The sequence below is a fragment of the Labrys sp. E2SS-1L genome (assembly GCF_057073705.1).
Genome location: NZ_CP172713.1, coordinates 1,066,509 through 1,092,055, shown reverse-complemented (window position 1 = coordinate 1,092,055; position 25,547 = coordinate 1,066,509). Strand labels below are relative to the sequence as shown.

Sequence of the window (25,547 nt, the reverse complement as noted above, 5' to 3'; positions counted from 1 at the left end):
AGCCAGTCAGCCCACGCAAGGGCTGCGCATCGGTGTCTTCGCGTCAGGCGTGGCCGCTGCTACCGCCTGCCGCCCACCGAGCGCCAATGCGGCATGCGCTGGGCGGGGGCGGACCTTTTTCGGATCCGTCCCCTCGGCCACCCGCTTGCCGGACAGGCGCGGGAACGCACGATCCCTGTCAGCCTTCGCGATAGTAATAGCTGTAGCCGTTCAAGGCCGGCGCACCGCCGAGATGGGCGTAGAGCACGCGCGAGCCCTCGGGGAAGAACCCCTTGCGTGTCAGGTCGATCAGCCCCTGCATCGACTTGCCCTCATAGACCGGATCCGTGATCATCGCCTCGGTACGGGCGGCGAGGCGGATCGCCTCGTTGGTCTCGTCCGACGGCACGCCATAGGCCGGATAGGCGTAGTCCGGGTTGATGACGATCTCGTGCTCGCCGATCGTGCGGCCGAGGCCGACCAGTTCCGCGGTGTTGTCGACGATGGAGCGCACCTGCGCCCGCGTCTGTTCGAGGGTGCCCGAAGCATCGATGCCGATCACGCGATCGGCGCGCCCCTGCGCGGCAAAGCCGACGATCATGCCGCCCTGGGTCGAGCCGGTGACGACGCAGACCACGACATAGTCGAACGTGAAGCCAAGCTCAGCCTCCTGCCTGGCGACCTCCTCGGCAAAGCCGACATAGCCGAGGGCGCCGAACTTGTGCACCGACGCGCCGGCCGGGATCGGATAGGGCTTGCCGCCGGCCGCCTCGACCGACTGGATCGCATCCTCCCAGCTCTTGCGGATGCCGATATCGAAGCCGTCATCGACGAGCCGGGAATCCGCGCCCATCAGCCGGGTCATCAGGATGTTGCCGACGCGGTCATAGACGGCGTCGTAATGCGGCACCCATTTCTCCTGGATGACCACGCATTTCATGCCGATCTTGGCAGCGGTCGCCGCCACCATGCGAGTGTGGTTGGATTGAACGCCGCCGATCGACACCAGCGTGTCCGCACCCGAGGCGATGGCATCCGGCACGATATATTCAAGCTTCCTGAGCTTGTTGCCGCCCATGGCGAGGCCGGAATTGCAATCATCGCGCTTGGCATAGATCTGGACCTTGCCGCCGAGGGCCTGGGTGAGACGCGGCAGGTGCTCGATCGGGGTTGGACCGAAGGTGAGCGGATAGCGCTCGAACTTTTCAAGAAGGGACATTGGACGGGCTCCATGAGACGAAACGGAGCCTAGTCGAAAAGCCCTGGATGGTGCTTCCGAATTTGACCTTCGGCTTTCACGAGAATGAAAGCCGAACTATCATTGTGGCATAATATCTCTCATCAAGAAGTATAAAAATGAAAGAACCTTCCATTAGCGATCTCGATCGCATCGACATCAACATCTTACGGGCACTGCATATCGACGGCCGGTTGAGCAATGCCGATCTCGCCGCGCGCGTGAATGTCAGCCCGGCCACCTGCCACAGGCGCACGCAGCGCCTGTTCGACGAAGGTTTCATCACCGGTGTGCGTGCCGAAGTCTCTCCGACGTCCGTCGGGCTCGATGCCCTCGTGATGGTCGGTGTGGTGCTTGACCGTTCGACACCCGAGAGCTTTGCGGCCTTCGAGGGAGCAGTGCTCAAGCTCAAGGAAGTTCTGGACTGCAACCTGGTGGCGGGCGATTTCGACTATCTGCTGAAAATCCGCGTCCGCGACATGGCGGATTTCAACAAGCTGCACGGGCAGAAACTGATCGCATTGCCGGGCGTGAGGCAGACCCGCACCTTCTTCGTCATGAAACAGGTCAAGGACAATGCGCGCCTGCCATTCTGATGGCGGGGCTCCCGGTGCCGCGAGAGGGCGGCGCCGTGCCGGCTCGGGATTCATGGCTCCAGAGGATGGATGCTAAACGGCACGGTCATGGGTTGCCGATCAGGCGCGTGGGAGCGTAAGGTCGCATTCGGACTTTTTTCAACAATCGGCCTGGCAAGATTTGCCCGATAATGTTGTTTGTCGAAGAAGATGAAACCGGAAGGAGTGCCGATGGCGCGCTGTCTCGTCCTCGACCTCGGAGCCGGTAGTGGTCGCGCGATGCTGGCGACGTTTGAGAATCGTCGGCTGCGGCTCGATGAAATTCACCGCTTCGACGGCTACGCGGTCGAACGGGACGATGGCCCGCATTGGTGTCTTTCGCGCCTGTTCGACGGGGTAGAGGAGAGCCTGCGCCGGTGTAGCGCCGCGGTGAGTTCGCTCGATTCCATCGGCGTGGACAGCTGGGGCCTGGATTACGCGCTGCTGGATCACGCCGGCGGCATCGTGGAAGAGCCCTGCCACTATCGCCATCCGCGTTCGCAGCGCGGGCGGGATGCCCTGCCGCTCGCCCCGGAGGAGCTCTATGCGATCTCGGGTGCGCAGGACCTGCCGGTCAATACGATCTGCCAGCTTTTCGACCAGTCGCGGCACGCCTCCGGGACGTTGGCGAGAAGCCGCAACCTCCTGATGATGGCCGATATCGTCAACCATCATCTGACCGGCAGGCTGCGGTCCGAATTGACCCTGGCCCGTACGTCCGGGCTCGTCGATGCCCGCACGGAGGATTGGAGCGCCGAACTCTGCCAAAGGCTCGGCCTGCCGCGGCGGTTGCTGCAGCCCATCATCCGTCCCGCCGAGGTCTATGGCAGGTTGCGCGGCGAATTTGCCGACAGGCTGGGGCCGGTTCCGGTGATCTCGGTCGCGGCCCATGACACGGCCAGCGCCGTGGCGGCTCTCGATCTTGCGGATGGCGGTGGCTTCGTGATCTGTGGATCCTGGTCACTGATCGGTCTGGAGCGGCGCGCGCCCGATCTCGACGATGCCGTGCGGGCGGCGGGATTCGGGAACGAGGGCGGTGTCGATGGCCGCACCTTCCTGATCAAGAGTTTGAACGGCCTGCATCTCATCCAGAAGCTGCGGGCCGCCTGGCAGCAGCGCGATGGCCGGCCCGTGACGTTTGCCGGGATCGCCGATCAGGTGATGGAAGCCGCCCGTCTGGACGATACGCCCGCCATCGACCCATCCGATCCGCTCTTCTTCAATCCTCCCGATATCATCGAGGCGATCCGCAGGTCCTGCGCGCGGAACGGCACCTTTCCCCCTTATGACCTCGGTGGTCTGGCGCTGGCCGTCTATAATGGCCTCGCCTCAGAAATCGGCTCTGCGGTCCGGGTGATCGAGCAGCTGACGGGCCGCGTGCTGCCGAGCCTCACCTTGTGCGGGGGCGGCGCGCAGGACGCGATTTTGTGCGACCGGATCGCAGCCTGTTCCGGAAAGGCCGTGCGCATCGGTCCAATCGAGGCGAGTTCCTGGGGTAACGCCTTGGTCCAGCTCCTTGGTCTGGGGCAGATAAAATCCTTGGAAGAAGGCCGGGCTCTGGTTGAACGATCCGTCGACATTCGCAATCTTGTCTGAAACGTTCCGATATTTGGTCAGGTGATCTGGTGATGCATGTTGGCGGCTGAGCGAAAAACCAGGATACTCGACCTTGTCACCCGTAATCGCAGCGTCATGGTGACCGCGCTCAGCCAGGAATTGGCGGTTACCGAAGAGACCATACGGCGCGATCTCAACAAGCTCGAGAAAGAGGGTCTGCTCAGCCGGACGCATGGGGGCGCGGTCGCGCTCAAAGGCGAAGCCGAAGACCTGCCTTATCGGACACGACATCTCATCAATATCGGGGCCAAGCGCCTGATCGCCCAGAAGGCATCGGCGCTGGTCAAGGATGGCGATGCGGTGATGATGGACTCATCCTCGACGGCCTATGAAACCTTGAGAGGTCTCGGCAACCGGCGAGATCTGACCCTCATCACCAATTCCGTCCGCGTCCTGTCGGACCCTAGCTTGCCTGCCTATACGATCATGTCGGTCGGCGGAGAATTGCGGCGCCGCTCGATGACCTTCGTCGGCCCGCTGGCCAGCCGGACCATCGCCCAGTTCAATGCGGATGTCGCCCTGATCAGCTGCAAGGCAATCTCGCTGGCCGGCGGCCTCATGGAGGCGAACATGGCCGATGCGGAGGTGAAGCGGGCCTTCATCGCCAGCGCACAACGGGTTTGCCTCCTCGTCGACGGCGAGAAGTTCGGCAAGACGGCCTTGATCAGCATCTGCGGCTTCGAATCCATCGATTTCGTGGTCACGGACCGGGAGCCATCACCGGAATGGCGCGACTTGTTCGAAAGGAACAAGGTGAAGCTGATCGTGTGATGGGCAAGATCGGGCAAGTTCAAAAATAAAATGTCCGAATAGTTGACTTTCTGACCGAATTTGCGATAGCTCGGGCCAACCCAGCGAGGTGCCCGGCATGCAAGACGATCTCCGATTGCGCGAATATATCTGTGAAATCGGGCGCCGCGCCTATGCGCGCGAGATGGGCGCCGCCAATGACGGCAACTTCTCGGTTCTGCTGGACGACGGCACCTTGCTGTGCACCCCGACCAGCGTGTCCAAGGGGTTCATGACGCCGGAGATGATCTGCCGGATCGACCGGCAGGGGGCACTCGTCGAGGACAAGGGCTTTCGTCCCTCGACCGAGATCAAGATGCATCTATGCGTCTATGATCATCGGCCCGATGTCCGGGCGGTCGTGCACGCCCATCCTCTCTATGCCACGGTTCACGCCATCTGCGGCAAGCCGATCACGCAGCAGATCATGCCCGAATCCACCATGTTCCTCGGCGAGGTGCCGCTGACGCCCTACGCGCTACCCTCGACGAGCGAATTGTCCGAGGCGATCGCGCCCTATCTCGACCGATATGATGCGCTGCTGCTGGAAAACCACGGCGCACTCTCCTACGGCCACGATCTCACCAGCGCCTATTTCAAGATGGAAGCGCTCGATTACTACGCCAAGGTCGTCTATCTCGCGGCCCATTATGGCGGCGCGAAGGAATTCAACGCCGAGCAGATCGAGAGGCTTCTCGATATCCGCCGCACCAAGTTCGCCCAGCCCGGTCGCCATCCTTTCCTCGACCGCGCCGCCGAATAGGGCCGGCCTCGACGGGCATTCCCACAAAATCTTGCATTCCCACAAAATCTGGAACGGGAGGACGCCATGTATGCACGCAAGTTCCGCCTCGACGGGAGGGTTGCCGTCGTCACCGGCGGTGGGCGCGGCATTGGCCTGAGTTGCGCCGAAGCCCTGTTGGAAAACGGCGCAAAAGTCGTCATTGCCGACATCGACCTGTCGATCGCCGCCGAGGGGCGGGCGGAACTGGCGCGCAAGGGCTACGAAGTCGATGTGCGCCAGGTCGACGTGACCAAGCCCGCCGAGGTCGAGGCCCTGGCGGAGGATGTCGTGAGGGACCATGGCCGGGTGGACATCCTGGTTGCCAATGCCGGCATTGCCCGTTCTGGAACGGCGGCCGAGGATGTGAGCGACGAGCATTGGCTGCATGTGAACGACGTCAACTACAACGGCGTCTTCTGGTGCAATCGTGCATTCGGCCGCCACATGCTCAAGGCCGGCCGGGGAGCCATCGTGAATATCGGCTCGATGTCCGGCCTGATTTCGAACCGCCCGCAAAAGCAGACCTACTACAATGCAGCCAAGGCTGCCGTGCACCAGATGACCTCGTCGCTGGCCGCCGAATGGGCCGATCGGGGCGTGCGGGTCAATGCGGTGGCGCCGACCTATATCGAGACCGCCATGACCATGTATCGCCACGACAATGACGGCATGATCGACGTCTGGCTGCGCGACACGCCGATGCATCGTCTCGGCAAGCCGGACGAGATCGCCTCGGTGGTGCATTTCCTGGCTTGCGATGCCTCCAGCCTGATGACGGGCACCACGGTGGTGGCGGACGGCGGCTTTACCTGCTGGTGATGGCGGCCGGCGGAAGGGCCCGCGGCCTTCACCGTCGACAGCCCTTTGCAACGATTTCCTTCGGTCCCGATGGCGGCTTGGCGGGACGCTGAGGCGTGGACGCTACCGCTCGCGGCCGTCTTCTCTCCTGTGATCGGGTCTCCGTACTAAAACGATTCAGTAAGGTGTTGACAAACACGATCAGCTGGTGAATCGTTTTATTAAATCGTTTAAGTAAGAATGACAGGGAACGGAAACGTTGGGCTGCCATGCGCAAACCTAAGCGTATTTCCATCAGGAATGTTGCAACGCGGGCCGGCGTTTCGCCGGCGACGGTGTCGAACGTCCTCAATGGCCGCCAGGGGGCGGCAACCCCGGAGGTCGCCGAGCGCGTGCAGGCCATTGCGCGTGAATTGGGCTACGAGGTCGACCGGGTTGCCTCGCAACTCAGAACGGGAAAGGCGCGCGTCGTCACCGTTCTGGTACCAAGTCTCGACAATCCCTATTTCAGCGCCGTCATCGCCAGCCTGGAACGTTGCGTCCAGGATGAGGGCTACGACATCATCGTGGCGAGCTCGAACGAGAATGAAGAGGTCGAGCGATCCCGCCTGTCGGCCCTGCTGTCCTGGCGTCCGTCGGGCGTCGTCATCATTCCGAACGATGATCGCTTCGCCACCCGCACGCTTCTCGACGATGTCGGCGTGCCCTATGTCGTCGTCGACCGCATAACCGAGGGTTTCGAGGGCGATACCATCGGCAGCGACAATTTTTCCGCCGGGCGACACGCCGCCGAGCACCTCCTGGAATATGGGCACAGCAATGCCCTGGTGGTCGCAACCACCACGCGTATCGCCAATATTCGCGAGCGCTGCGCCGGCATTGTGCAGGTCTTCGAGCAAGCGGGCCTGCCTGCTCCGCCCATTCTCGAAGTCGGCCAGACATTCGAGACCGTCGCCGAGGGCCTGCAACGCTGGTTCACGGCCAATGAGCGGCCCACCGCCGTCATCGCCCTCACCAATTTCGGGACCCTCGGTGTTCTTGCCGACATGGCCCAGCGCAATATCCGGATTCCCGAGGACATCTCGCTGGTCGGCTTCGACGACTATGCCTGGATGCGCGCGACGGCGCCGCCCATCACAGCCATGCGGCAGGACGTCGAGCAGATCGCCGCGCAGGCTTGGGCGACCATTCGCGCCAGGATCGACGATCCGGCTGCCGTGCCCCGGCATGTCCGCCTGCCTTGCGAACTCATCCTGAGAAACTCGACCAAGAGGATCGGCCTGCCGATCCGTCGCCTGCCTGCCGCCGAAGAGCCGGCCAAGGGCGGAACGCGACGAAAATCCGTGGCCAGGCAGCCCAGGGTCTAGCTCGCCAGCCCCTTCGCGATCTTGAAACGACGCGCCGTCACCGGCACCGGCGCGCCCATAAGAACGGCCGGAATGGAGGATCAATATGAAACGCCCCGCATTCAAGCAGATCATGGTCGGCACGGCGTCCGCGCTTGCCTGTCTCGTCGGTCTGGCCGCACACGCCCAGGACATCGATTGGAAAGGCAAGCTCGCCGACCAGGCGGGCAAGACGCTGAAACTGATCAGCATCAGCGACCCCTTCATCGAGGCGATCAAGGCCACCAAGGACGATTACACCAAGCTCACCGGTGCCAAGGTGGAGGTCGATGGCAATGGCTACGACGCCCTGCACGACAAGGAGCTGTTGAACTGCTCGCAGAACGACAGCAGCTATGACGTGCTGCTCATCGACGGCATCTGGATCGGCGAGTTCGTCGAGGCCGGCTGCATCGATGCCCTCGACGACCGCATCGCCAAGGAGGATCCCAAGGTGATCGCCTGGGACGACTACACCTCCTCGGGCGCCGGCCAGGCGAGCTGGGACAACAAGAAATACTGCCTGCCCGTCGCGATTTACTACGAGCTGATGTATTACCGCACGGACCTGTTCGACAAGGCGAAGATGCAGCCGCCCAAGACCTTCGACGAATTGCAGAAGGCTGCCAAGTTCTTCACCAACAATCCGGATTTTCCGGGCGTCTATGGCTATGCCATGAACAATCAGCGTGGCGCAGCAGCCGGCCAGCAATATTTCGAATGGATCTTCAATGCCGGCGGCTCACCCTGGAAGAGCAATGTCATCGGCGCGGCTGATCCCTATGCCGACATGACGCCGACCCTGAATTCGCCCGAGTCCCTCGATCTCGTGCAATTCTTCAAGGACATGGTGAAATTCGGCCCGCCCGGCGTCGAGAGCTACGCCTGGGACGAACGTGCCAGCGCCTTTGCCAGCGGCAAGCTCGCCATGATGAACGACTGGTCGGTGCGCGCCCAGATCGCCAACGATCCCAAGACCAGCCAGATCGCCGGCAAGTTCGGCAGCGTCCTGATGCCGTCCAAGGCAGGCAAGCCGGTTCCGCCGGTCGGCGGCTGGGTCATGTGCCTCAACGCCCATGGCACCCAGAAGGACGCGGCCTGGGATTTCATGAAATGGTATGCGAGCCCGGCCGAGCACAAGCGCTATGCCCTGGCGGGCGGCACGCCGAGCCGCCTGAGCGCCATCAACGATGCCGAGGTCCAGGCCAAGTTCCCCTGGACCAAGACCATCGCCGAGGCCCAGAAGACGGCCTGGACGGAGGTCCGCCCGCGCATTCCCGCCACCTTCCAGCTGATCGACACCATTGGCGTCAACGTCAACAAGGCGATCATCGGCGAGATGTCGGTGAAGGATGCCATGGACGATGCCAATGCCAAGGCCACGCAGCTCCTGAAGTCCTCGGGCGCCCTGAAGTAAGCCTATAGCGTTTTGCTCTAGTGGGCATAACCCGCTTCATGTCCTGATCGGACGACCCTCCTCCGGCATGGGGGAGGGGGATCGCCGAGATCCCTGGCGGTTTGCATCCGCCAGGGTCCGGCCGGCAGCCAACCAGAGAGGCGGACCTCCATGCAGCCCGCGGCCCTAGCATATTCCCAAGACCTGCCCCGGCGGCGGCTTGCCTTCCTGCGCAACGACCGCCTGCAGCAGACGGCCTTTATCCTGCCGACCTGTCTCTTCCTGCTGTTCCTGACCATCTATCCCTTCGTCTATTCGGTCTATCTCAGCCTGCATCAGGTCAAGCTCACCACGCTGCAGCGCGCCGTGTTCACCGGCTTCGACAATTATCTCTTTCTCCTGCATGACGGGCTGTTCCTGCGCGCCCTCCTCAACACGGCCATCCTGGGCGTCAGTTCGATCTCGCTGGAGATCGTCATCGGCTTCACCGCCGCGAAGGTGTTCTACGAGCTGTCGCATCTGCGCTGGGTCGGGGCGCTGCGCTCGCTCTATCTGATGCCGATGATGGTGACGCCGCTGATCGTCGGCATGATCTTCGCCTATCTGTTCAACCCGACATTGGGGGTGGTGAACTACGTCATCCAGCTCGTCGGGCTGACGCCCGTTTCCTGGTTCGGCGAGCCCGTCACGGCTATGGTCTCCATGGTGCTGATCAATGTGTGGCAGTGGTCGCCCTTCATGATGCTGCTGTGCCTGGCGGCCCTGACCTCGATCCGCACCGATCTCTATGAAGCCGCCCGCGTCGACGGCGCGCGCTGGCACCATATCCTCTGGTCGCTGGAGGTGCCCTCGATCCTCAACGTCGTGCTGCTCGGCGTCATCCTGCGCATCATCGATGTGCTGCGCTTCTTCGACGTCATCTATGTCACCACGCGCGGCGGCCCGGGCGATGCCACCATGGTGGTGACGCTCTATGCCTACCAGCAGGATTTCCAGTATTTCCAGATCGGCGTCGGCTCGGCCGCCGCCGTTCTCATCCTCGTCATCAGCATCGTCATCACCACCTTCGCGGTTCGCCTGCTGAGGAGCGTGGAAAATGCATAGCATTCGTGGCAAGGACATCGGGCTCGTCATTGCGGCTCTCGCCTTCACGGCCTTCGCCGTCGGGCCGTTGCTGTGGATCGGCCTGAGTTCGTTCAAGAACACCAGCGACATCATCGCCATTCCGCCGGTCTGGATCCCGGACTTCACCTATCTCGACAATTACGCGCATATCTTCAGCGACTACTGGCCCTTCATCCTGAATTCGGTCGTGGTCACGCTTGGCGCCACCGCGCTGGCGCTGCTGTTCGCCATTCCCACGGCTTTCGGCCTGGTGAACTTCCAGATGCGCGCCTCCAACGCGATCGCCGACTGGATCCTGTCGACCCGCATGATGCCGCCGATCGCAGCCGCCGTGCCGCTGTTCGTGATCTTCAGGGGGCTCGGCCTTCTCGACAGCGTGTGGGCGCTGATCATCGCCTATGCGGGTTTCAACCTGCCCTTCGCGGTCTGGGTCTCGATGTCCTTCCTGCGCCGGGTCCCGCGCGAGGTGATCGAGGCGGCGCGCCTGGAAGGCTGCAGCTGGACCCAGGTGCTCGCGCGGATCGCCCTGCCCATGAGCCTGAGCGGCGTGATGACGGTGGCGACCTTCGTCTTCATCTTCTGCTGGAACGAGTTCCTGCTCTCGCTGTTCCTGACCACCCGCTCGGCCCGCACGCTGCCGGTGGTGATCTCCTCCTTCATCGGCACGGGCAAGGTCTATTGGGACCTGATCGCCGCCGCCTCGATCATCCAATGCGTGCCACCGGTAATCTTCACCCTCTTCATGCAGCGCCACATCGTCTCGGGAATGACGATGGGCGCTGTCAAGGACTGACCTCAAAGCGTTTTCCAGAAAAGTTGATCGACTTTTCGATCAAGAAAACACGTTAAAACAAAGGGTTATAGCAAAATGACAATAAGGGGAATGTCATTTTGCTCTAGAACAAGACCACGGAGATCCCACATGTCTGAATTAGCCCAGCGCGGCCGGAACCGCGCAGCCGTCGTCACCGGCGCGAGCCGTGGCATCGGGCGCGCCATCGTCAAGCGTCTGGCGGCCGAGGGCTACCACGTCGTCGCCAACGACATCGAACGCCAGCACGAAGAAATGGAAAAGCTGCGGGCCGAGGTCGAGGCCAGCGGAGGGCGCTGCGACATCGCCTATGCCGATGTCAGCAATCCCGATGACGTCGCCTCGCTGGCGGAATACGCCCTTGCCCGCTGCGGCACCATCGATGTCCTGGTCAACAATGCGGGCGTCCTGTCCGTCCACAAGGTCGAGGACATCGAGCCGGACGAATGGGACCGCATGTATGACGTCAACACCAAGGGCACCTTCATGGTGACCAAGGCGTTGCTCGGCCATTTCCGGCAGCGCAAGGCAGGCCGCATCATCAACATCGCCTCCATTGGCGGCAAGCGCGGCGGCGTCGGCCAGGCCCATTACTGCTCGTCCAAGGCCGCCGTGATCAGCTTCACCCATATCCTGGCTATGGAGGTCGGCCTCGACGGCATCACCGTCAATGCGGTCTGCCCCGGCATCATCGACACCGACATGGGCCGCAACAATTATCGGGACGAGGAGTCGCTCAAGAAAGTCATCGAGAAGACCACGCTCGGCCGCCTGGGATATCCTGAGGATGTCGTCGGTTCTGTCGCTTTTTTCGCGTCCGATGATGCATCCTTCATCACCGGGCAGGCGCTCAACGTCTGCGGCGGCATCATCTTCCACTGAAACCATCAACCTCTGCTGAAAGAAAGACCAGCATCGTGAACAATAAACTGGGACTGCACGCCTTTGTCTGGACGCCCGGCTGGAGCCACGAGCAATGTGCTCGGGCCATCGGGAAGACGGCGGAACTGGGCTATGACATCATCGAGGCGCCGGCCCTGGATCCGAGCGTGTTCGACGTGGACTTCACGCGGCGCGAGCTCGAGAAGGCCAATGTCGGCATCACCTTCTCCCTCGGCCTCGATGCCACCACCGATATTTCGAACGGCGACCCGGAGATGGCCAAGCGCGGGGAACGGCGCCTTCTCGACATCGTCTCGATTGCCCGGGACCTCAAGGGCACGCATATCTGCGGGATCATCTATTCGGCGTTCCAGAAATATGCCGTGCCGCCCACCAAGGACGGCGTCGCCCGCGCGGTCGAGGTCCTGCAGCGGGTCGCCGAGCAGGCGGCCAAGAGCGACATCACCCTCGGGCTGGAGGTGGTCAACCGCTATGAGAGCAACGTTCTCAACACGGCGGCGCAGGCGGTCGAGATGTGCAAGCGGATCGGTGCGCCGAACGTCAAGGTCCATCTCGACTGCTATCACATGAACATCGAGGAAGCTGACGTCGCCGCCGCCATCGTCGAGACCGGACCGCTGCTCGGCTATTTCCATACCGGCGATTCAAACCGGGGCTATCTCGGCACCGGCTCGATCGATTTCAAGATGATCTTCCGCGCCCTCGCCAAAGCCAACTACCAGGGGCCGATCACCTTCGAATCCTTCTCCTCCCGGGTCGTCGGCCAACCTCTCGAAGGCATCCTCGGCATCTGGCGTGACCTGTGGGACGACGGGGATGACCTCGCCGCGCACGCCAAGATCTTCACGCAGGCTCACCTCAAGGCCGCCTACGAGACCGAAAAGCGCGGCCGCAGCGGCCTCGTCTAGATCTCAGCCATCAGGAGGTGACCATGGGAAGCATCCAGTTCGACCGTGTCAGCAAGAAATATGGGTCTCACCAGGTCATCTCCGATGTCAGCCTGGAAGTGAAGGACGGGGAGTTCGTGGTGTTCGTCGGCCCGTCGGGCTGCGGAAAGTCGTCGCTGCTCCGGCTGATCACCGGTCTGGAGCAACTGTCGGACGGCCGTGTCTTGATCGACGGCAAGGATGTCTCCCGGCTCGCGCCGGCGGATCGCCGCATCGCCATGGTCTTCCAGTCCTATGCGCTCTATCCGCATATGAGTGTGCGGGACAATATCGGCTTCGGCCTGAAGATCGCCGGCATGTCCAGGCAGGAAATAGCCGGCAAGGTGGCGGAAGCCTCGCGCATCCTGGCCCTGGAGGACTACCTGGACCGCAAGCCCCGCCAGCTTTCCGGCGGCCAGCGCCAGCGCGTGGCGATCGGGCGGGCCATCGTGCGCTCGCCCACCGCCTTCCTGTTCGACGAACCCCTGTCCAATCTCGATGCGGCCCTGCGCGTGCAGATGCGCATCGAGCTGATCCGGCTGCACCGGACCCTTCGCACCACGATGATCTACGTGACCCACGACCAGGTCGAGGCCATGACGATGGCCGATCGTATCGTGGTGCTGCGGGCGGGCAATGTCGAACAGTTCTCTACGCCGCTCGAACTCTACGACCATCCCGCCAATCTCTTCGTCGCGAGCTTCATCGGCTCGCCCAAGATGAACTTCCTGCCGGCGGCGCCGAGCGGCGACAGGGACCTGGAGCTTCCGGGTGGCTCGACAGTCGCCCTGCCGGATGGGTGGCACTCGCGACTGGACCAGAAGATGACGCTCGGCATCCGCCCGGAGCATGTTCTCTACTCGCCCGATGAGGGCCTGTGGGAAGGCACGGTGTCCCTGGAGGAGCAGTTGGGCAGCGATGCCCTGCTCTATGTCGAGGTTCCATCGCTCGGCACCATCACCGTGCGCGCCGTGGGCGAAAGACGCTTCAAGACCGGCGACAGGATCTTCCTGACGCCGGATGCGTCCCGCGTCCATCTCTTCGATGGCGGCGGAACGGCGATCGCCGCATGAGGGGTGCTTCCATCCCAGGTACTTCTGACTTCGAAATTACTTGACACATACTTTGCAATCACTTCCCCTTGATGCTGAAAGAACGAGGTGCAAGAAGAATCCATAGTATTACGTTTTGATATACGGTTGGTTGGCGAGGCAGATTGCCGGTGTGCGTCGTCAAGCCGCCGCTTTTTACGAGCGCCCGCATCACAATGAGGCGCGATTTGAAAAACCATAGGGATGAAATGTCATGAGTAGACCGGATGCAAAGGGCCAGCTTTCGAGGTGGCTGGATCGCTTTGCTCTCGCCGCGGCGGCTGCCGACAGATCTGCGCTCCTCGCTTTGTTCGCCGAGGATTGCTATTGGCGCGATCTGCTGGCGTTCACCTGGAACCTGCACACCGCCGAGGGCAGGGAAGGCGTCGGTGACCTGATTGACGCGACCTTCGCACGCACCCGGCCCAGCGCCTTTACCGTGCAGGACGAGGCGTCGGAAACCGATGGCATCACCGAAGGGTTTTTTACGTTCGAAACCACAGAGGCACGCTGTCGCGGCTATGTCCGCCTCAAGGGCGATCTTTGCTGGACGCTGCTGACTTCGATGGAGGAGTTGAAGGGCTTCGAGGAAAAGAAGGGGCGCCGGCGGGTCATGGGGGCCCAGCATGGCGTTCACCGCGATCGCCAGACCTGGTTGGAGCGACGGCAGGAAGAGGAGGCTTCCCTCGGCTCCGAGACCCAGCCCTATTGCCTGATCGTCGGGGCGGGGCAGGGCGGCCTGGCGCTCGGAGCCCGGCTGAAGCGCCTCGGCGTGCCGACGCTCATCGTTGAGGCCCATGCGCGGCCGGGCGATTCATGGCGCAAGCGCTACAAGTCGCTCTGCCTGCATGATCCGGTCTGGTACGACCACATGCCCTATCTGCCTTTCCCCGACGACTGGCCGGTCTATACACCCAAGGACAAGATGGCCGACTGGCTCGAGGCCTATGCCAAGGTGATGGAGCTCGATGTCTGGAGTTCCTCACCCTGTCGCAAGGCGTCCTTCGATGCCGAGCGAGGGCAATGGAGCGTGGAGGTCCTGCGCGAGGGCAGGCCGGTTACGCTCGCGCCCAGGCATCTCATTCTAGCGACCGGCATGTCCGGCATTCCCAATGAGCCCACTTTTCCCGGCATGGATCTCTTCGCAGGCGAGCAATGCCATTCCAGCCGCTACAAAAGCAGCGAAGCCTATAGCGGCAAGAAATGCGTCGTCATCGGCTCGAACAATTCCGCCCACGACATCTGCGCGGATCTGTGGGAGAAGGGCGCCGATGTCACCATGGTGCAGCGTACCTCGACGCATGTCGCCACCTCGGACGCGCTCTTCCGGTTCGGCACCAGCCGGCTCTATTCGGAGGACGCCCTCGAGCGGGGCATTGATACCGACAAGGCCGATCTGCTCAACGCCTCGGTGCCCTACAGGCTCATGCCGGAAATCCTAAAGCCCGTGACCGCCTCCATCAAGGCTGCGGATGCCGATCTCCTGGAGAGGCTCGAAAAGGCAGGCTTCCTGCTCGACTTCGGCGACGACGAATCCGGCCTGTTTCTCAAATATATGCGGCGCGGTTCGGGCTACTACATCGATGTCGGTGCTTCCGACCTGATCGCGAACGGGGATATCAAGCTGAAAAGCGGCGTCGGGGTCCGCGAAATCACCCGGAACGGCGTGGTGCTCAGCGATGGCACCGAACTGCCGGCCGATCTCATCGTCTACGCCACCGGCTATGGTTCGATGAACGGCTGGGCCGCCAGGTTGATTTCGCAGGAGGTGGCGGATCGGGTGGGCAAGGTCTGGGGGCTCGGCTCCGATACCACCAAGGATCCCGGCCCTTGGGAGGGCGAGCCACGCAACATGTGGAAGCCCACCCGGCAGGATGGGCTCTGGTTCCATGGCGGGAACCTGCACCAGTCCCGCCATTACTCCCAATATCTCGCCTTGCAGCTGAAGGCGCGCCTGGAGGGAATACCCACGCCGGTGTTCGGCATCCCGCCGGTTCATCACCTGGCCTGACGAGGGGAAAGGTCGTCCGACGGTCGATCGTCGCGGCCTGCGCCCGGTGGTCGGTATCGATCACCGGGGGTGGATGGCTGCTTCACGACATGATCAGCCCGCCATCGACATTGATGGTCTGGCCGGTGATGTAGGCGGCGTCGTCGCTGGCCAGGAACGCGACCAGGCCGGCGACGTCCTCGCCATTGCCGGCACGGGCCATCGGGATGTTGCGAACCCATTCGGCCATCAACTCGCCGGGCTTGTAGTTGCCCAGCAGCTTGCCCCAGGCCGTGTCGTTATAGGCCCACATGTCCGTTTCGATGATGCCGGGGCAGAAGGCGTTGACGGTGATGCCTTCCTTCGCGACTTCCTTGGCCAGGCTCTGCGTAACGCCGACGACGCCGAATTTCGAGGCGGCATAATGCGGCGTGAAGATGAAGCCCTGCCGCGCCTGTCCCGAGGCGGTGTTGATCAAGCGGCCTCCCTGGCCATGCTTGCGGATACGCCGGATCGCTTCCTGGCAGCACAGGAAGACGCCCTTGGTGTTGACGTCCATGACCTTGTCCCACTCCGCCTCGGTCATGTCCTCGATCCGTGCGATGGTGATGACGCCGGCATTCTGGACCGATATATCCACTTTGCCGAATTGCTGCTCGGCGATATCGTAAAGTGCCGTCACGCTGGCCCTATCCGTGACGTCGGCGACGAAGGCCGCCGCCTTGCCGCCTTGCGCCTTGATCTCGGCAGCCACCTCCTCGACGCGCGCCTCGTTGGCGCTCACGACGACCGCCGCGCCTTCCCGGGCAAAACGTCGTGCAATGGCGGCGCCGATGCCTCGACTGGCGCCGGTGATCACGACGGTCTTTCCGGTGAAGCGGGAGGGGGCGGTCATGGCTCTTCCTTTCAGGTCTTTCGGGGGGGATCGCCGCTGAGTAACTGCTCGGCGGTGAAGTGATCGGTAATGAGGACGTCGATGTAGCCGCCGAGCATGGCGGCCCGAATGGCCGGCACCTTGCGGCTGCCGCCGGCGACGGCGACCACCCGCTTGGCGGCCTTGATCTCTTCGAGGGGTATCGAGATGACCCTGTCGTTGAGGGGGGTGATCACCGGCCGGCCTTCCGCATCGAAGAAGCGCAGGCCCATGTCGCCGACGGCGCCATGGGCGGCCAGTTCGTCCAGCTCCTCGCGCGTGAAGGCATTGCCTGAATTGACCAGCATGTAGGACGGCGTCATCGAGCCGATGCCGACCAGCATCAAGGTGATCTCGCGAAAGCAGCGCACCGTCTCCTCGACGAACGGGTCGGCCATCAGGACGTTCCTGCTCTCCGGCGAGCCGGCGACGCCCGGAGCAGGCAGGAATTGCGGTTTGGCATTGGTGAGCTGGGCGAGGCGCGTGACGATGTGCTGGGCATGGGACTGCATGGTGGGATTGCCCATGCCGCCGAAGATCTGCACCACCTTCTGCGCCTGGACGCGCTTGATCGGCGTGATCGCATCGACGGTGCGCATCAGCGACAGGCTCCATGAGGAAACCCCGATCACCTCGTCATCCGCAATCGTCGATTCGAGGAAATGGGCGGCGGCATCGCCGATGGCGGCCAGAACGGTTTCGTCCCGTTCGCTGAGCGCCTCGGCAACGATGGCCTCCTCGATGCCGAAACGCTCGCGCAGGCCGGCCTCCAACTCCGCGAAGACCCCCGGCGGCGGCGTGATCGAGATGCGGACGATGTTCTCGTCCAGGGCCTTCTTCAGCAGGCGCGAAACCCGGGCCTGCGGGATGTGCAGGCGCTCGGAGATATCGGACTGCTTGATGGCATCAAGGTAATACATCTGCGCAACGCGTGTGATGAGGCGGAGTTCGTCGGCCCTGGACATGGCTTCAGTCGTTATCCGGCGAGAGAGCTATTTTCGCGGGCAAGCTGCCGCACGAGGCGAACCCGCATTCTCGACCGGATCGTCGAAGGGCGACAAGCACGGATCTCACTCTTGCACCGTGACGTTGCCCTGTGCGGCATTCACCAGCACTCGAAGCCGCCATCGACCAGCAGATCGACACCCGTCACGAAGGACGAAGCGCGCGAAGCAAGGAAAACGGCCGGTCCGACCATTTCGTCGACGGTTGCCATGCGGCCCATCGGGGTCTCGGCTTCGAAGCGCTTCACCTGTTCGGCGACCTCAGCGCGCAGATTCATGGGCGTCGAGGTGTAGCCCGGGCTGATCGCATTGACACGGATGCCGCGATCGACCCACTCCATCGCCAGACTCTTGGTCAGATGGACGACACCGGCCTTGGAGGTGTTGTAGTGGATCTGCTGGATGCCCCGATTGACGATCGAGCCGGACATCGAGGCGATGTTCACGATGGTGCCTCTCCCCCGCGGCAGCATGACGCGAGCCTCGGCCTGGCACGACAGGAAGATGCCGGTCAGGTTGATGTCCAGCATGCGCTGCCATTGCTCGAGCGGCATGTCCTCGGCCGGCGCCGCATTGGCGATTCCAGCGGCATTGACGGCGATGGTCAGCGGACCCACCGCCTCCTCGGCCTCCCGGATGCCGTGGGCAAGATCCTCCGCCTGGGCGACGCTGCCCGCCAGGGCGACGACCTTGCGGCCGAGCTTTTCGATGGCGCTCACAGTCTGGCCGATGGTCGCCGAGCCCGGCAGGTCGAAGCAGGCGACGTCGGCGCCCGCCTCCGCAAGGCCGATGGCGATCCGTTGGCCGATGCCGCTGCCGGCACCCGTCACGAAGGCGGCCTGGCCATCCAGTCTGAAGATTTCCATGTTCGCTCCTGGCGTCAGAGTGTGGCGCGTTCCATCACGGAGACGCGATTGGCTTGATTGCGATCGAGAATGCCGCGATTGAGGCCGCGGCTGAGCACCATCACGCGATTGGACAGGCCCAGGACCTCGTCCAGGTCCGAGGAGACCACGATGACGGCGAGCCCCTGCTGGGCGAGGTCTGCGATCACCTCGTAGATCTGGGCGCGGGCGCCGACGTCGATGCCGCGGGTCGGCTCGTCGAGGATGACCACCTTGGGACGGCGCGAGATGCACTTGGCCAGGACGACCTTCTGCTGGTTGCCCCCTGAAAGATGGCCGACGGGCTGACTGGCGCTGCCTTTCACGCCGAAACGCTTGATGTTCTGGTTGGCGTAGCTGCGCACGGCGCCCGGCGTCACGAAGCCGGAGGGGGCGATCCGCGGATAATTGCCCAGGGCGATATTGTCGCCGATCGTATGCTCCAGGATGAGGCCCTGGTCCTTGCGGTCCTCCGGCACCAGCACGATGCCGGCCGTCAGGCTGTCGGCCGGGCTTCGCGGGGAAAGCGGCCGGCCGTCGATGGTGATCGAGCCGGCGGCAATGGGATCGGCGCCCGCGATGGCGCGCACCAGCTCGGTACGGCCGGCACCCACGATGCCGGCGATGCCGAAGACCTCGCCGGCACGCACGTTGAAACTGATGTCGCGAAAGGATTTGTCGGGTGCGCTCAGACCTTCGATGCGCAGGACCTCCCGGTCGCCCGGCGTGGTCATGGCAGGAAACATGCGTTCGACCGAGCGGCCGACCATGGCCTCGACCAAGGTCTTTACCGGCACCTGCGCCGTCGCATAGGTGCCGACCAGCCGCCCATCCCGAAGCACGACGACGCGATCGGCGATGCGGGCGATCTCGTCCAGGCGATGGCTGATATAGACGAACCCCATGCCCTCCTGCTTCAGGCGCTCGATCTGTTCGAAGAGGTGATCGGTTTCCTCGCCGCCCAGGGCGGCGGTCGGCTCGTCGAGGATCAGGAGCTTGGCGTCGAGGGTGAGCGCCTTGGCGATCTCGACCTGCTGCTGGGCAGCGACGCGCAGATGGCGCACCAGGGTGGAAGTGGGCACGTCGAGACCCAGGCGATGGAGCTGCTCGGCGGCGCGCCTTGCCATATAGGCGCGATCGACCCGGCCTGATTTCGTAGGCTGGCGGCCGACGAAGACGTTCTCCGCGATGGTGAGATCGGGCAGGAGCCGCATCTCCTGGTGGATCAGGCCGATGCCGCGGGCGAGTGCATCGGCGGGGCTGGCCGGCGCATAGGGTTCGCCGTTCCAGGTCATCGTGCCGGCGGTCGGCTGGATCAGCCCGGCGATGATGGAGGAGATGGTCGATTTGCCGGCCCCGTTCTCGCCGAGCAGCGCGACGACTTCGCCGGGCCGGACATCGATGTCGACGCCTTCGAGCACCGTCACCGGCCCATAGCGCTTGGAGGCGCCACGCACCGACAGGCCGGCGGTGAATGGTTCTGGGGATTCATTCATGACGGGCCTCCTGGAGAGGGCGCCCCGGCCGCCGTGGCCGGGGATCCGATGAAGAGCGGGCGTGCTCGCGAGGAGCGTTCGCAAGGGGCGTTCGCAAGGGGTGTTCGAGTGTCTGCGGCGCGGGACGCGCCGCAGACGGGTCGGGCCTCAAGGGTGCTCGGCGATGTACTGATCCACATTGTCCTTGGTGGTCAGCGCCGCGTCCTGCAACTGCTCGGCCGGCACCTTCTTGCCGGCGACGAGGTCGAGCGCCGATTGCAAAGCGAGCTTGCCCATGAACTGGGTGCGCTGCGTCATGGTCGCGTCGAGTGTACCGTCCTTGACGGCCTTGAGGCCGGCAAGGTCGCCGTCGAAGCCGAAGACCCAGACCTTGTGATCGGAACCGGCGGCCTTGACTGCCTGCGCGGCGCCGAGGGCGAGAGCATCGGCCCGCCCGAAGAAGATGCTGACGGTGGGATCACGCTGCAGCATGTTCTGGGCAATGTTGAAGCCCTCGTCCTTCATCCACATCTTGGAGGCTTCGCGGCCGACTTCCTTGATGCCGGGGCAATTGGCCATGGCTTCCTTGAAGCCCTTGTCGCGGTCCTGCTCCGGCGTGGTGCCGATCTGGCCCTGGATGATAGCGAGTTCCCCCTTGCCGCCGGTGACCTTGCAGACATAGTCGCCGAGCGTCTTGGCCGCGGCTACCGAGTTGGTGGCGATGAAGGTATCGCCCGGGGCGTCGGCCGGGTTGCGGTCGACGGCGATGACCGGAATGCCGGCAGCCTTGGCGGCCTTGACCGGAACGCTGGCGGCTGCCGCGCCGGCGGGAATGTAGATGAGGGCCTGGACCTTCTGCGTGATCAGGTCCTGGATCTGGCTGACCTGGGTGGCGCCATCGCCCTTGGCATCGACGGTGACGACCTCCGCTCCCATCGCCGCGGCGTTCTTCTCGACGGACTGCTTGATCTGGTTGAAGAAATCGGCCTGAAGATTGGCGACGGCAAGGCCGACCTTGACCTTGTCGGCGGCCCAGGCGCCGGAGACGGCGAGGGGCGAGACGGCAAAGGCGAGCGTCAGGCCGAGAGCGCGGATGGTTCTGCTCATGGGTGGTTTCCTCGGTTGGAGTCTTTGTTGCAGGCGTAGTTGGAGATATCGGGGAGGGCAGCGCCCGCCCCGATCGGGTTACCGGCGTCGCCGGATGAGGGTGTCGAAGGCCACGGCGGCCGCGATCATGATCCCGATGATCACGTCCTTGTCGTAGGTCTGCGCGCCGATCTGGCTCAGGCCCGAATTCAGCACGCCGATGATCAGGATGCCGATGAGCGTGCCGCCGATGCTGCCGACGCCGCCGGAGAGGGACGCCCCGCCGATCACCACGGCCGCGATGGCGGTGAGCTCATAGCCAAGCCCGTCATAGGGCTGGGAGGTCTGCAGCCGGGCGGCATTGGCCATGCCGGCGATGGCCGAAAGGGCGCCTGCGACGGCGTAGACGACGACGATCTGCAGTTTCACCGAAATGCCGGCCAGGCGCGCGACTTCCGGATTGCCGCCGATCGCATAGAGATTGCGCCCGGCCGGGCGGTATTTCAGGAAGGCCCAGGTCAGCACGACGAGCAGGAGAAAGAAGGCCGTGGTGGCCGTGATCAGCCCGAAATGGCGGTAGGTATTGAGCGTGTTGAAGGCGTCGGGCCAGCCGGAGACGACGTTTCCGTCCGTATACTTGTTGGCGAGGCCGCGGGCGACCGTCATCATGGCGAGCGTCGCGATGAAGGGCGGCAGGCGCGCCTGTGTGATCAAGAGGCCCGAGACCAGCCCGCAGGCAGCCCCGGCGAGGATGCCGAGGAGCAAGGCCGGCACGAAAGGCAGCCCGACGGTGGAGAACAGCCAGCCCGTGGTCATGGCCGAGAAGGCCAGGACGGAGCCGACCGACAGGTCGATCCCGCCGGTGATGATCACCAGCGTCATGCCGATGGCGAGGATGCCGTAGACCGTGACCTGGTCGAAAATGATGATGGCATTCTGTACCGTGAAGAAGTGTGGCGCCCGGATCGAGAAGAAGGCGATCAGCACGAGGAGGCCGATCAAGGGCCCCCAGACCCCTCCGGTCAGGTCGATCTTGAAGCGGGGTCTCGCTCGATCGGAATTCTCTGCTTGGGCTGACATGGTCCCTCCTTCCCGCTTTGGTTCTTCCGCCCTCGTCGTGGCTCTTGTCGTGGTGGTGATGCCGGTCTAGGCGCCTGGCCGGAAGCGCGAACGCGCGACGGCATCGAGCCAGCGCCGGCGCTCGGCCTGGCGCTCGGCTGGCCGCATCGATGGTTCGAAGACATCCCGCGGACGTTCCAGCCCTGCCAGTCTCCCGGAATTCCAAAGCCCGGCCTTGAGACCCGCCAGATGGGCGACACCCAGTGCCGAGAGCTCGGCCGTATGCCCTCGCAGGATGGGTCGGCCGATCATGTCGGCCTCCATCTGCATGAGCTGGTCGTTGCAGGTGGGGCCGCCATCGACATGCAGCCGGCGCACGGGCGAGCCGCTGCGCTCGAGGGCCTCGACCACATCGGCGATCTGGTGTGCGATGCTGTCGATTGCCGCCCGTGCGATACAGTTCCTGTCGGTGCCGAGCGTGACCCCCGTCAACAGGCCGACGGCTTCGGCGTCCCACCATGGCGCGCCGAGGCCGGTGAATCCGGGTACCAGGGTAACGCCGCCGGCCGATGCCGTCTTCGCCAGCCTTGCCAATTCGTCCGTATCGACGCCCAGAATGCCGGCCACCCATCGCAGGGTGGAACCTGCCGCGCGGATATTGCCTTCGGCCGCCAGAGCGAGATGCTCGGGCCCGATCCCGTCGATGGCCCAGGCGATGGTGAGGCAGAGGCCCGGGTCGAGCGCGGTGCCATTGGGGATCAGGCCCATCACGGACGAGCCGGTGCCCTGCGTGGCCTTGACTTCGCCGGGCTGGATCGCGCCATGCGCGAACAGCGCCGAATGGGAATCGGCCATCACGGCCAATAGGGGAATACCGTCCGGCAGGGGCGCGAGACCGCGAAGGCTTGGAAAGGGGCCACTTGAGGCGGTAAGGCGCGGCAGTGCTTCGGCTGGCACGCCGAACAGCTCCAGAAGGCCTTCATCCCAGCGCCCCTTGGCGACGTCGAGCAATTGCGTGCGGGAGGCATTGCCCGCCTCGATGAGATGATCGTCGGACAGGCGGCCCAGCAGCCAGCTATCGATGGTGCCGACGCGGATGTCGCCGGTGCGGGTCTTGGTGCGATCGGGATCGACCTGGTCGAGCAGCCAGCGCAGCTTGAGGGCGGAGAACATCGGGTCGAGCGGCAGGCCACTGACGCGGCGCACCAAGGAGAGCGCATCGGGCGTGCCGATCGCCTGCGCGAGAGAGGCGGTTCGCTGATCCTGCCAGGACAGCACGGGCGAGAGCGGAGCGCCCGTCTTGCGGTGCCATAGCAGGCAGGATTCCCTCTGCGTGCTGATCCCGGCAGCAATGACGGCTCGGGCCTGCTCGGGTGTGACGCAGGCCGCGACGGCTGTCCGGATGCTGTCCCAGATCTCCCCGGCATCCTGCTCGACCCAGCCGGGCTGTGGATGGTTCTCGCGCAGCGGTGCCTGTCCGCGCGCGACCACGGCGCCGGCGCTGTCGACCAGCAGGCACTTGGTCGAGCTCGTGCCCTGATCGATGGCGAGGACGAGCGGGCCGGTCATCAATGTGCTCCCTTGCCCAGGAGAGCGAGCGCCGCTTCGACGATGCCCTTGGCGTTCAGGCCGAAATGGTCGAGCAGGAACTGGGTGTCGCCCGTCGGTGCAAAGCCGGGCACGCCGAGAATGCGCATCGGCACGGGATGGTGCTGGGCAACCGTCTCCGCGATGGCACCGCCGAGACCCCCGACATTGATTGCTTCTTCCGCCGTGACGATGCGGCCGGTTTCGCGCGCTGCCTTCAGGATGGTTTCCTCATCCAGCGGCTTGAGGGTCGAGACGTTGAGGACACGGGCGGAGACGCCCTGTGTCGCGAGCAGGTCCGCCGCCTCCAGCGCCCGCGATACCATGGTGCCGATGGCAGCCAGCGTGACGTCGCCGCCCTCGCGCAGCGTGCCGATCCTGCCCGGCTGGAAATCGTCGCCCGGCCCGTTCACGGCAGGGATCTTGAAGCGTCCGACACGCATGAACACGGGCTTGCCCGCATTGGCTGCCCAGCGGACGGCCTGGCGGGTCTCCTGGGGGTCGGCCGGAGCCATCACCGTGAGCTCGGAAATCGCCCGCATCCAGGCGAAATCCTCGATGGAATGATGGGTCGGGCCCAATTCGCCATAGGCCATGCCGGGCGACATGCCGCACAGCACTACCGGATATTGCGAATAGGCGCAGTCCGCCTTGATCTGTTCGGTCGCCCGGCCCGTGAGGAAGGGAGCGGCAGCGCAGACGAAGGGGATCAGGCCGGCATTGGCAAGGCCGGCGCCGACGCCGACCATGTTCTGCTCGGCGATGCCGACATTGATCAGGCGGTCCGGGAATTCCTTCTGGAAGGCACCGAGATTGCTCGACCCGACGCTGTCGTTGCAGACCGCTACGATGCGGCTGTCCGTCCGGGCGAGGGCGGTCAGTTCCTCGGCAAAGGCCACCCGGCAGTCGAACGTCTCGGGGGCGCCGGCGGGGCGGGGGGCTTCGGGGGCGCTCATAGCGACAATTCCTTCAATGCGATCTCGACCTGCTCGGCGCTCGGCACCTTGTGATGCCACTCCACGCGGTCTTCCATGAAGGAGACGCCGCGGCCCTTATAGGTCTTGGCGATGACGGCCCGGGGCCGGTCCGTGCCGCGGGCGGCAAGCACGTCGAGCAAGGCCGCGGTGTCATGGCCGTCGACGTCGATGGCTTCCCATCCGAAGGCTCGGAACTTGTCGGCAAGCGGTTCGAGCGTGTTGGTGGCCTCCGTGCCCGCGCCCTGCTGGAAGCGGTTGCGGTCGACGATGGCGGTGAGGTTGGACAGCTTGCGATGACCGGCAGCCATGGCTGCCTCCCAGTTCGAGCCTTCCTGCAGCTCACCGTCACCGAGCACCACGAAGGTACGCCAATCCTGACCGGCGATCTTCGCGCCGACGGCCGCGCCGACTCCGATCGGGAGGCCATGGCCCAGCGGACCCGTATTGGCCTCGACGCCCGGGATCTTGCGGCGATTGGGATGGCCGTTGAGGGCCGCAAGGGGCCTCATGAAGGTGTCGACGGCGGCGGGATCAAAGAAGCCGCGCAGCGAAAGAACGCTGTAGAAGGCGGCGGCGCAATGCCCCTTGGAGAGGATGAAACGATCCCGGTCCGGCTTGGTCGGGGCAGAGGGATCGACGTTGAGCACGCCGAAATAGAGCGTGGTGAGGATGTCGGTCACCGAGAGGTCGCCGCCGACATGGCCAAGGCCTGCCTGTGCGATGGTCCTGACGATCTTGATCCGCACCTGGCGGGCAATTTCCGCCAGGGCCACGGGATCGGCCGTCTTCTCGAAGCTCGGATGGGCAACGGCTGCCAGCGGCACCGGAAACGAGGCAGGGCCGGACGCGGCGGCATCAACGAGATTCAAAGCGTGAGGGGGCGCCGTCATCAGTCCTCCATGTCGATATGAATATTTATTCATATGTGATATTAAATTCATTCTGAGACTAGATATCGACCTTGTCAAGCGTTGTGAACGCCGACAGTTCGCAGAAGGGAGACCAGGCCGTGGAGGAAGGGGCAGCAACTGGTCTTGGAATGTCGTCGAGCGTCCTGAACGACGCCGGCTAGGGGAGGTCCTGTTGTCTGCGGCGAACCGGCCAATCGGCGGAGGAG

Annotated in this window: 23 protein-coding genes; 13 read left to right on the top strand and 10 right to left on the bottom strand. The window is 63.9% G+C overall.

The window, feature by feature from the left end; translation table 11 throughout:
* Nucleotides 1-178: 178 nt before the first annotated feature.
* Nucleotides 179-1,198: a 1-aminocyclopropane-1-carboxylate deaminase gene (locus tag ACIGJE_RS30595; protein ID WP_483680475.1), complete on the bottom strand. Its 1,020-nt coding sequence runs from the start codon at nucleotides 1,196-1,198 to the stop codon at nucleotides 179-181.
* 137 nt (nucleotides 1,199-1,335) lie between these two features.
* On the opposite strand from ACIGJE_RS30595, the gene ACIGJE_RS30590 reads away from it, so the two are divergent.
* The 13 genes from ACIGJE_RS30590 to ACIGJE_RS30530 all read left to right on the top strand — a co-directional run bounded on the left by ACIGJE_RS30590 (nucleotide 1,336) and on the right by ACIGJE_RS30530 (nucleotide 15,466).
* Complete coding sequence (locus tag ACIGJE_RS30590) at nucleotides 1,336-1,812, top strand: Lrp/AsnC ligand binding domain-containing protein (RefSeq protein WP_311936612.1); 477 nt, start codon at nucleotides 1,336-1,338, stop codon at nucleotides 1,810-1,812.
* A gap of 210 nt (nucleotides 1,813-2,022) precedes the next feature.
* On the top strand, nucleotides 2,023-3,426 hold the full coding sequence (locus ACIGJE_RS30585; RefSeq protein ID WP_483680473.1) for a rhamnulokinase: 1,404 nt from the start codon (nucleotides 2,023-2,025) through the stop codon (nucleotides 3,424-3,426).
* 36 nt (nucleotides 3,427-3,462) lie between these two features.
* Entirely contained in the window at nucleotides 3,463-4,218 is a 756-nt protein-coding gene (locus ACIGJE_RS30580; RefSeq protein WP_367624638.1) for a DeoR/GlpR family DNA-binding transcription regulator, read from the top strand.
* 97 nt (nucleotides 4,219-4,315) lie between these two features.
* Nucleotides 4,316-4,999 (top strand): class II aldolase/adducin family protein, encoded by a 684-nt coding sequence (locus tag ACIGJE_RS30575; RefSeq protein WP_367624637.1) that lies wholly within the window; start codon nucleotides 4,316-4,318, stop codon nucleotides 4,997-4,999.
* A gap of 66 nt (nucleotides 5,000-5,065) precedes the next feature.
* Nucleotides 5,066-5,839 carry an SDR family NAD(P)-dependent oxidoreductase gene (locus tag ACIGJE_RS30570; protein ID WP_367624636.1) on the top strand — a complete coding sequence of 258 codons (774 nt, stop codon included), beginning with the start codon at nucleotides 5,066-5,068 and terminating at the stop codon, nucleotides 5,837-5,839.
* Between the two features lie 248 nt (nucleotides 5,840-6,087).
* Entirely contained in the window at nucleotides 6,088-7,185 is a 1,098-nt protein-coding gene (locus ACIGJE_RS30565; protein WP_367624635.1) for a LacI family DNA-binding transcriptional regulator, read from the top strand.
* A gap of 85 nt (nucleotides 7,186-7,270) precedes the next feature.
* On the top strand, nucleotides 7,271-8,620 hold the full coding sequence (locus ACIGJE_RS30560; protein WP_311936595.1) for an extracellular solute-binding protein: 1,350 nt from the start codon (nucleotides 7,271-7,273) through the stop codon (nucleotides 8,618-8,620).
* Between the two features lie 150 nt (nucleotides 8,621-8,770).
* Nucleotides 8,771-9,703 carry a carbohydrate ABC transporter permease gene (locus ACIGJE_RS30555; protein ID WP_415085641.1) on the top strand — a complete coding sequence of 311 codons (933 nt, stop codon included), beginning with the start codon at nucleotides 8,771-8,773 and terminating at the stop codon, nucleotides 9,701-9,703.
* On the top strand, nucleotides 9,696-10,517 hold the full coding sequence (locus ACIGJE_RS30550; protein WP_415085639.1) for a carbohydrate ABC transporter permease: 822 nt from the start codon (nucleotides 9,696-9,698) through the stop codon (nucleotides 10,515-10,517). The genes ACIGJE_RS30555 and ACIGJE_RS30550 overlap by 8 nt, the downstream gene beginning before the upstream one ends.
* A gap of 129 nt (nucleotides 10,518-10,646) precedes the next feature.
* Nucleotides 10,647-11,417, top strand: a complete 771-nt coding sequence (locus tag ACIGJE_RS30545) for an SDR family NAD(P)-dependent oxidoreductase (RefSeq protein ID WP_367624631.1) — start codon at nucleotides 10,647-10,649, stop codon at nucleotides 11,415-11,417.
* Between the two features lie 35 nt (nucleotides 11,418-11,452).
* Nucleotides 11,453-12,346 (top strand): sugar phosphate isomerase/epimerase family protein, encoded by an 894-nt coding sequence (locus tag ACIGJE_RS30540; protein ID WP_311936583.1) that lies wholly within the window; start codon nucleotides 11,453-11,455, stop codon nucleotides 12,344-12,346.
* A gap of 23 nt (nucleotides 12,347-12,369) precedes the next feature.
* Nucleotides 12,370-13,437: an ABC transporter ATP-binding protein gene (locus ACIGJE_RS30535; RefSeq protein ID WP_311936580.1), complete on the top strand. Its 1,068-nt coding sequence runs from the start codon at nucleotides 12,370-12,372 to the stop codon at nucleotides 13,435-13,437.
* A gap of 232 nt (nucleotides 13,438-13,669) precedes the next feature.
* Nucleotides 13,670-15,466 (top strand): flavin-containing monooxygenase, encoded by a 1,797-nt coding sequence (locus tag ACIGJE_RS30530; protein WP_415085636.1) that lies wholly within the window; start codon nucleotides 13,670-13,672, stop codon nucleotides 15,464-15,466.
* Nucleotides 15,467-15,548: 82 nt separating this feature from the next.
* Here ACIGJE_RS30530 and ACIGJE_RS30525 read toward each other — a convergent pair whose 3' ends face one another.
* From ACIGJE_RS30525 to ACIGJE_RS30485, 9 genes are all read right to left on the bottom strand, one after another.
* Entirely contained in the window at nucleotides 15,549-16,340 is a 792-nt protein-coding gene (locus tag ACIGJE_RS30525; protein WP_367624629.1) for a glucose 1-dehydrogenase, read from the bottom strand.
* A gap of 11 nt (nucleotides 16,341-16,351) precedes the next feature.
* Nucleotides 16,352-17,323: a sugar-binding transcriptional regulator gene (locus tag ACIGJE_RS30520; RefSeq protein ID WP_311936572.1), complete on the bottom strand. Its 972-nt coding sequence runs from the start codon at nucleotides 17,321-17,323 to the stop codon at nucleotides 16,352-16,354.
* A 140-nt stretch (nucleotides 17,324-17,463) separates the two neighbouring features.
* Nucleotides 17,464-18,228 (bottom strand): SDR family oxidoreductase, encoded by a 765-nt coding sequence (locus tag ACIGJE_RS30515; RefSeq protein WP_415085633.1) that lies wholly within the window; start codon nucleotides 18,226-18,228, stop codon nucleotides 17,464-17,466.
* Between the two features lie 14 nt (nucleotides 18,229-18,242).
* On the bottom strand, nucleotides 18,243-19,742 hold the full coding sequence (locus tag ACIGJE_RS30510) for a sugar ABC transporter ATP-binding protein (RefSeq protein ID WP_367624627.1): 1,500 nt from the start codon (nucleotides 19,740-19,742) through the stop codon (nucleotides 18,243-18,245).
* Between the two features lie 147 nt (nucleotides 19,743-19,889).
* A complete protein-coding gene (locus tag ACIGJE_RS30505; protein WP_415085630.1) occupies nucleotides 19,890-20,828 on the bottom strand; it encodes a sugar ABC transporter substrate-binding protein in 939 nt (312 codons plus the stop codon).
* A gap of 78 nt (nucleotides 20,829-20,906) precedes the next feature.
* Nucleotides 20,907-21,887, bottom strand: coding sequence for an ABC transporter permease (locus ACIGJE_RS30500; RefSeq protein WP_415085628.1), 981 nt, complete (start codon nucleotides 21,885-21,887; stop codon nucleotides 20,907-20,909).
* A gap of 66 nt (nucleotides 21,888-21,953) precedes the next feature.
* Complete coding sequence (locus tag ACIGJE_RS30495) at nucleotides 21,954-23,435, bottom strand: FGGY-family carbohydrate kinase (RefSeq protein ID WP_415085626.1); 1,482 nt, start codon at nucleotides 23,433-23,435, stop codon at nucleotides 21,954-21,956.
* The gene (locus ACIGJE_RS30490) at nucleotides 23,435-24,409 is read right to left on the bottom strand and encodes a transketolase family protein (protein WP_311936554.1); all 975 of its coding nucleotides are present in this window, start codon (nucleotides 24,407-24,409) and stop codon (nucleotides 23,435-23,437) included. The genes ACIGJE_RS30495 and ACIGJE_RS30490 overlap by 1 nt, the downstream gene beginning before the upstream one ends.
* Complete coding sequence (locus ACIGJE_RS30485) at nucleotides 24,406-25,320, bottom strand: transketolase (protein ID WP_367624624.1); 915 nt, start codon at nucleotides 25,318-25,320, stop codon at nucleotides 24,406-24,408. The genes ACIGJE_RS30490 and ACIGJE_RS30485 overlap by 4 nt, the downstream gene beginning before the upstream one ends.
* Nucleotides 25,321-25,547: the final 227 nt, after the last annotated feature.